This window comes from Paenalcaligenes sp., from assembly GCF_030152715.1.
Taxonomy (GTDB): domain Bacteria; phylum Pseudomonadota; class Gammaproteobacteria; order Burkholderiales; family Burkholderiaceae_B; genus Paenalcaligenes; species Paenalcaligenes hermetiae.
Window position 1 is genome coordinate 21,504 of the sequence record NZ_JASLIX010000080.1, and the last position, 6,175, is coordinate 27,678.

Here is a 6,175-nt window from a genome sequence, read left to right on the forward strand (position 1 = left end):
TCAATATGACTCAATCGACTGGCAAAAACGCGACGACTCACTCTGTGACGATGGCAGCAGCATCTGATGCTGATAGCACCTCTGTTAATGTCGACGCCGCACAGGAACCTACCGTAGCGAAAAAAGCAGCGAAAAAAGCGGTGAAAAAAGCCGTTAAAAAAGTGGCTGCAAAAAAAGCCGCAGCAAAAAAAGCCGTAGCAAAAAAAGTTGTGAAAAAAGCGACAGCAGCAGATACCGAGGCAACGGCGGATGAAGCCGTTGAAACGGCGGTAAAGAAAACAGCCAAAAAAGCCGCGAAAAAAGCGGCAAAAAAAGCGGCAAAAAAAACCGCCGCAAAGGCAGCGCCAGCAGCACGTCGTGGTCGTCCAGCTAAAACTACTGCCTTTGATGACGATGATCACATCGAGGACAGCGACGAGGTGATCCCCGATTTCAAGCCGGCTAAAAAAGGCGCTAAGCGCGGTGCCAAAGATGTATTTGGTGGCCGTGGTCAGCTAACACCTGAAGAACTAGAGGCTCGTCGTAACCGACTCAAGGCCTTGATTAAGCTGGGTAAAGAGCGTGGCTATCTAACTTACAGTGAAATCAATGACCATCTTCCTGATGATTTAGTAGATGCGGAAGCCATTGAGGGTATTATTGGCACCTTTGGCGATATGGGGATTTCTGTTTATGATCAAGCCCCTGATGCCGATACCTTGTTAATGAGCGATAGCACCCCATTGGCGTCGAGTGACGACGATGTGGATGACGAGGCAGAAGCCGCACTTACTACTGTAGATTCAGACTTTGGTCGTACGACAGACCCAGTACGCATGTATATGCGAGAAATGGGCTCCGTGGAGCTATTAACTCGTGAGGGCGAGATCGAGATCGCTAAACGCATTGAGGATGGCTTAAAGCACATGGTGATGGCCATTGCGGCGTGTCCCACGACGGTTAACGAGGTGTTGGCCTATATCAATGAGGTGCGTGAGGGCGAGTTAAGCATTGATGAGGTCGTGGACGGCCTGATTGATGATGACGGCGAGGAATACGCTGGATCCGGTGTGACGGACGAAGACGACGAGGGCCCAGCAGGTGGCATGAGCAGCAAACAGCTTGAATACCTTCGCACCAAAGCACTTAAAAAATTTGATGTGATTCAAGAGTGGTTTGAGAAAATGCGTATCGCTTTTGAATCCGAAGGCTACCGTAGCCCTGGTTATATCGAGGCTAAAGAAAATATCCTCAATGAATTTATGGGGATCCGTTTTACAGCGAAGATGGTAGAAAAACTGGCTGATACCATGCGTGAGCGTGTGGCGGAAGTCCGAGCCTTAGAGCGCGAAATTATGCAAATCTGTGTAAACCGCGCAGAAATGCCTCGTTCGCATTTTATTAAAAGCTTCCCTGGTAATGAGACTAACTTAGAGTGGGTGACGAATGAGTTGGCAGCGAACCCACCTTATGCGGAGTCTCTGGAACGCTATGTGCCGGCGATTCAAGAGATCCAAGAAAAGCTATTGGAGATCCAAGCAAGCGTTGTCTTACCTTTAACGGATCTTAAAGAAGCCAACAAACGCATGTTAACGGGCGAAGCCAAAGCGCGCAAAGCCAAGCGTGACATGACAGAAGCGAACCTACGTTTGGTAATTTCTATTGCTAAAAAATACACCAACCGTGGTTTGCAGTTCTTGGATTTGATTCAAGAAGGAAACATTGGCTTGATGAAGGCGGTGGACAAATTTGAATACCGTCGTGGTTATAAGTTCTCCACTTATGCGACATGGTGGATTCGTCAGGCAATTACCCGTTCGATTGCAGACCAAGCACGCACGATTCGTATCCCGGTTCATATGATTGAAACCATCAATAAAATGAACCGTATCAACCGCCAGATTCTACAAGAAACAGGGGTTGAGCCAGATCCAGCAACCTTGGCACAAAAAATGGATATGCCCGAGGACCGGGTACGCAAAATCCTCAAGATTGCTAAAGAGCCGATTTCTATGGAAACGCCAATCGGTGATGATGATGATTCTCACTTAGGCGATTTCATTGAGGATACCAATACCATTTCACCTTCGGATTCGGCGTTACATGGTTCGATGCGTGATGTGGTGAAAGAGGTCTTAGACTCGTTAACGCCTCGTGAAGCCAAGGTTTTACGTATGCGCTTTGGTATCGAAATGAGTACGGATCAAACCTTAGAGGAAGTGGGTAAACAATTTGATGTGACGCGTGAGCGTATTCGTCAGATTGAGGCTAAGGCTTTGCGTAAGCTGCGTCACCCTAGCCGTGCGGATAAGCTAAAGTCTTTCCTCGAAGGCAAATAATCACGCATAAAGTGGCTGTTTAGCTCGCCACCATGTCAACCCCAAAAAGCGGATCAAGGTCTGGCTTTTTGGGGTTTTTTTATGGAAGTAGTGGGTGAAAGTAGGCTCTTTCTAAGGCTGGGTAGGGGTGTTTGCTGAGCGAAAAAGATGGTGAACTATGAGCCCACAAAGTAGCCCCCAAAACGCACTACCAATATTAAATAAACTGATACCAGAAGCGGTAGCTAAAAAAGCAAAGAGAGCGCTTTCACGGTGAGCAGGCTCAGAAAATGCCTGGCCAAAGCTTTGACTGATGGTGCCGATAAGGGCCAAGCCGGCAATGGCAGCTATAAAGGGCTTGGGCATGGCTAAAAAGAACTGAATTAAGGCAGCTCCCCCTAAACCACAACCTAAGTAAAAGAGACCCGCCCAAACCGCAGCATGATAGCGCTTTTTTGGATCAGGATGAGCATCTGGATTTAAACAAAGGGCGGCGGTGATAGCAGCGAGATTAAAGGCGAAGCCACCAAATGGAGCGAGCAGTAAACCAACCACCCCTGTTGTGGTAATGAGAGGTGAAATCGGTGGTTGGTAGCCATAGCTTTGCATCATGGCTACTCCTGGTAAATTTTGAGCGCTGAGCGTTACTAAAAATAACGGTAATGCCACCCCTAGTAGTCCCCCTAGGTTCCAAGCCGGGCTTTGCCATACCGGTATAGCTGGAAACCAATGTAAAGCGCTAGCATGTAAGGCTTGGGTAGCAAGCAAATAAAATACGCCTACACACAAGGCGTTAACCAAAGCCAATCGGGGCCAAAAAAGTCGAGTGATAAAAAAGGTGCTTAAAAGTAATAAGACCATGACCCAATTGCTTTCGGCCGCATTAAAGAGCTGCATACCAAACTGCACTAAGATACCGGCGAGCATGGCGGCGGCTAAATGTGGGGGAACCCACCGACTAAAATGATAAAAAAGGCGGCTCAGACCAACAAGGGTCATTAAAAAAGAAGCAAAGAGAAAAAAGCCAATGGCTTCAGCATAGGAATAATCGCCTAGACTGGTGGCTAATAAGGCGGCGCCAGGGGTAGACCACGCCATTACCACAGGGGTTTTACTTAGCAGGGAGGGTAGAAGTGTACTAATGCCGACGCCAATACCTAGTGCCCACATCCACGAATGTAGTTGAGCAGAATCAGCACCGGCAGCATGGGCAGCTTGTAGCACGATAGCGATGGAGCTGCTATAGCTGATAATGACGGTTAGCAGCCCTGCTCCTAGGGTAGAGAAAGAAAGAAATCGTAATGACATCGTGCTTTAGTAATAACTCTAAGATATAAAAGAGTCATTATGCGCTACTATGCGGATTTGTGAGTAGGCCATACCTTATTGTAAAATGTAATAAGTATAATCTTGTTTTGCATAAACTTGATATATGTTAAGGCTTTTGATGTAAAAGCCGTAACAGTTGGTTATTTTGCTATAAGCATATAAAATCCAGTTGTATGTGGGGCGCGATTTAGCGTTTTTTAGCTCTCTTTAGTGAGTTTATACTATGACTCGTCAATTTTTTTCTCGATTACCGCTCGCCGGCGTACTGGCGGCGGTGGGCCTATCATCGGCCATGTCTGCAGCGGTAGCCACAGAGCTAGACGCTGAGGCGATCGAGCGTGGTAAAGCGGCATCTACCACCTGTATCGCCTGTCACCAAGCCGATGGTAGTGGTATGAATATTCCGGGCGGTGAATCCTGGCCTCGTTTGGCGGGTTTAGACCGTGACTACCTCGTCGCCCAGTTAAAAGCATTTAAAGATGGCTCACGTAATAACGCCTCAATGTTAGCGTTTGCCACTATGCTCAATGATGAGCAAATGGTGGATGTAGCCAGCTATTATGCAAGCTTACCGGTGCCCAAAATTGAAGCGCCTGAGGTAGACGAAGATTTGCTCAAGCATGGTGAAAAGCTCGCCACTCAGGGTGATTGGAGTCGATACATTGTGGCCTGTGCGTCCTGCCATGGGCCCGGTAGCCAAGGCAATGGTTCTACTTTCCCCGCTTTAGCCGGCCAGCATCCTGGGTATATTGCTCAGCAGATCACCGCTTGGAAAGAAGAAACCCGTCAAAATGATCCTCAGAACCTCATGGCTAGCATTGCTAAGCGCATGGATGATCGTGATGTTGAAGCGGTCTCTGCATGGTTAGCAGCTCAGCCTGTTAAAGGTCAAGAATAAGGGGATTCAAAATGAAAATGATGTTTAAAAAATTACTCCCTGTGGCCATCACAGGTGCCTTCATGTTAGGTGCCACGGCAGCCAATGCCCAGATCACCAAATATGGTAAAGACCTAACAGACGAAGAGCGTGCGCAAATTAGCGCTATGGTTCCTGGTGCTCCCGAACCCAAGGATGATGAGTTTGTTCATATTCCTCCTACCATGGAAGATTTAGAAGCCTCAGATCTTCATCCTAAAATGAAAGAGGCGATTCGTCGTGGGCACGATCTTTTTGTGAATACACAGCAGTTGCGCGGTAAAAACGTGTTTAACAACATGAACTGTGCAAGCTGCCACATTGGTGAGGGGCGTTTGCCTTACGCAGGGCCCGTTTGGCCTGCAGCTGTTGATTTGCCTGCATACCGTGGAAAAAACGGTCATGTTAATAGCCTCGAAGAGCGTATTGTTGGCTGCTTTACTTACTCCATGAACGGTTTACCGCCTGAGTATGGTAGCGATGATATGTTGGCCTTGTCTTTGTACCATCAGTGGCTAGCTACCGGTGTTCCTATGTTCCCCAAAGACAAGCTCTATGGTCGTGGTTTCCCCCGTTTAGCAGACCCTGAGCAAGCGCCTGATGCCGTTCGTGGTAAAGCTGCTTACCAAGCTAACTGTGCGATTTGTCACGGTGAGGACGGCGCAGGTAAAAAAGAAGGCGATAAGGTCATTTTCCCAGCGTTGTGGGGTGACGACTCTTATAACTGGGGTGCAGGGATTGCTCGAGTTTACACCTTGGCTTCTTTTACTCGCCACAATATGCCATTAGGTCAGCCAAACTCGCTTTCTATTCAGGATGCTTGGGATATTGCTCAATACGTCAACACCAAAGAGCGTCCCCAAGACCCACGTTACACGGGTGACATCAAAGAAACACGTGAAATGTACTTAGATACTTTCCATAAGCATTCTATGTACGGCACTGAGTTCGAGGGTAAAATTTTGGGTGATCACGACAATGTTGGTCATAAGGACTTCCTCAAACCAGAGATTTTACGCTCCCGTGATTTTACTGGTGGTAAAAAAGCCGAGTAAATCTGTAATGAATTCCTAACAGGAATACATTGCAAAAAAAACACCGCATATCAAGCACTTAGTTTTGGTATGCGGTTTTTTTATACCAAAAAAATCCTGCTGGACACAGCTACTAACAGATTGAAACTTGCATGTAGGTGGCGCTATCGACGATGATTAAAGCTCACTTTTGTTGTTAAAGGAGGCTAGGAATGGCCCAGAATATGAAAGCTTTTATCGCCGCAGCTGCCGTTAGTTTAGGGTTGGTTGCGCCTATTGCTCATGCTCAAAGCAATGCTCCTGTTGCGCCCCCTGCACCACAGGTGATTCAACCTACGCCTGAGCAGCTAGATCAGTATGCGACGGCAGCAAAGCAAGTGGCTTTGGTCGCTGCTGATTATCAGCCGAAGCTCGAAGCCGCTACTACCGATCAAGATCGACAAAATCTTATGAAAGAGGCGGATGAAAAGATGGTAGAGAAAGTGCAGCAAGGTGGGCTGAGCGTAGAGCAATATAATGGAATTAGTTTAGCGATTCAGCAGGACCCAGCCTTGCGTCAGCAGGTAGAGCAGCGTATTCAAGCTCAGTAAAACCTGATC

The 6,175-nt window shown here is 47.5% G+C and carries 5 protein-coding genes; 4 read left to right on the top strand and 1 reads right to left on the bottom strand.

The genetic code is table 11. The annotated features are described in order from the left end of the window. Positions 1-50: 50 nt before the first annotated feature. Complete coding sequence (gene rpoD, locus Q1V74_RS06490) at positions 51-2,318, top strand: RNA polymerase sigma factor RpoD (protein WP_300647576.1); 2,268 nt, start codon at positions 51-53, stop codon at positions 2,316-2,318. A 111-nt stretch (positions 2,319-2,429) separates the two neighbouring features. On the opposite strand, the gene Q1V74_RS06495 is transcribed toward rpoD, so the two are convergent. Next, a complete protein-coding gene (locus Q1V74_RS06495; RefSeq protein ID WP_300647568.1) occupies positions 2,430-3,605 on the bottom strand; it encodes a benzoate/H(+) symporter BenE family transporter in 1,176 nt (391 codons plus the stop codon). Between the two features lie 244 nt (positions 3,606-3,849). Here Q1V74_RS06495 and Q1V74_RS06500 point away from each other — a divergent pair, with 244 nt between their 5' ends. From Q1V74_RS06500 to Q1V74_RS06510, 3 genes are all read left to right on the top strand, one after another. After that, positions 3,850-4,524 (top strand): c-type cytochrome, encoded by a 675-nt coding sequence (locus Q1V74_RS06500; protein WP_300647569.1) that lies wholly within the window; start codon positions 3,850-3,852, stop codon positions 4,522-4,524. Between the two features lie 11 nt (positions 4,525-4,535). After that, positions 4,536-5,597, top strand: coding sequence for a c-type cytochrome (locus Q1V74_RS06505; RefSeq protein WP_300647571.1), 1,062 nt, complete (start codon positions 4,536-4,538; stop codon positions 5,595-5,597). Positions 5,598-5,788: 191 nt separating this feature from the next. Beyond that, positions 5,789-6,166 (top strand): DUF4168 domain-containing protein, encoded by a 378-nt coding sequence (locus Q1V74_RS06510; RefSeq protein WP_300647572.1) that lies wholly within the window; start codon positions 5,789-5,791, stop codon positions 6,164-6,166. Positions 6,167-6,175: the final 9 nt, after the last annotated feature.